At 72.0% G+C, this 1,092-nt stretch carries 1 protein-coding gene; it reads right to left on the bottom strand.

Annotated features, from left to right (window positions below; genetic code table 11):
- Positions 1-1,028, bottom strand: a 1,028-nt coding sequence (locus tag ACFWWU_RS37430; RefSeq protein WP_384153732.1) for an APC family permease, incomplete at its 3' end; no start/stop codon positions are given.
- Between the last annotated feature and the right edge of the window lie 64 nt (positions 1,029-1,092).

Genomic DNA, 1,092 nt, shown 5'->3' with positions numbered 1-1,092 from the left:
ACCATGTTGCTCGTGTGCACGAGGATGAACCCCGTGAGGTCGAGGTCGTTCAGCAGCATGAGGCCGAAGTAGCCGATGATCAGCACACCCGTGAGGGCGAGCGCGCGGCGCGGCACCTCGCCGTCGGCGGCGCCCTTCGCGAAGAACCGGGGCAGGTCGCCGTCGCGGCCGAGCGCGGCGCCGAGCTTGCCGAACGCCGGCAGGTAGGCGTTCATCACGCCGAGCGTGACGAGCGCCGCGACGATCGCGACGAGCACGGGGCCGATGCCGGGCGCGGTCGTCTCGACGAGGTCGAGCAGCGGCACCTGGCTGTCGCCCGCCCGGTCGCCGAGCACCGCGACCGTGACGAACTGCAGGGCGAGGTAGCCCGCCCCGACCACGACGACGGCGATGCCGGTCGCGAGCGGAATGATCTTGCGAGGGTTCTTGAACTCGCCCGCGATGTGGGTGCCCACCTCCCAGCCCGCGAAGGCCCAGACGAAGAGGCTGATCGCGACGCCGACGCCGCCCCAGCCGTTCGGCAGGAACGGCGTGAAGTTGGACGCCTCTGCGGCCGGGAACGTGACCGCGACCACGCCGACGACCACGGCGATCAAGAGACCGGTGAGCACGAACTGCACCCACCCGGCGACGCGCACGCCGAACCAGTTGACGATGAACGGGGGAACGAAGACCGCGAAGCCGATGATCGGCACGGCCGATCGGTCGATGCCGAGCACCGCGACGACGTACTCGCCGCCGAGCACGGCGAGCACCGGTGCACCGACGCAGACGCCGAAGAAGAACCAGTAGCCGGCCATGCGAGCCGCGGTGTCGCCGAGGGCACGGCGCGCGTAGCTCGCGACGCCACCCGCATCGGGGTAGCGCGAGGCGAGCGCGGCGAAGGTGCCGGCGAGCGGGATCGACAGCACGAGCACCACCGCGACCGCGACGACCGATGCCGGGCCGGCGGCCGAGGCGGCGAGTCCGGGCAGCACGAGGATGCCGGTGCCGAGTACGCTCGCGATGTAGAGCGCCGTGCCCTGCACGAGGCCGAGGCTGCCGCGATGCGGCTCGGATGCGGAGGTCGCCGCAGTGCCGGATGCCGCGGGG

It is taken from the genome of Streptomyces sp. NPDC058650 (genome assembly GCF_042717315.1).
Taxonomy (GTDB): domain Bacteria; phylum Actinomycetota; class Actinomycetes; order Streptomycetales; family Streptomycetaceae; genus Streptomyces.
This window is presented reverse-complemented; position numbering and strand designations above follow the sequence as displayed.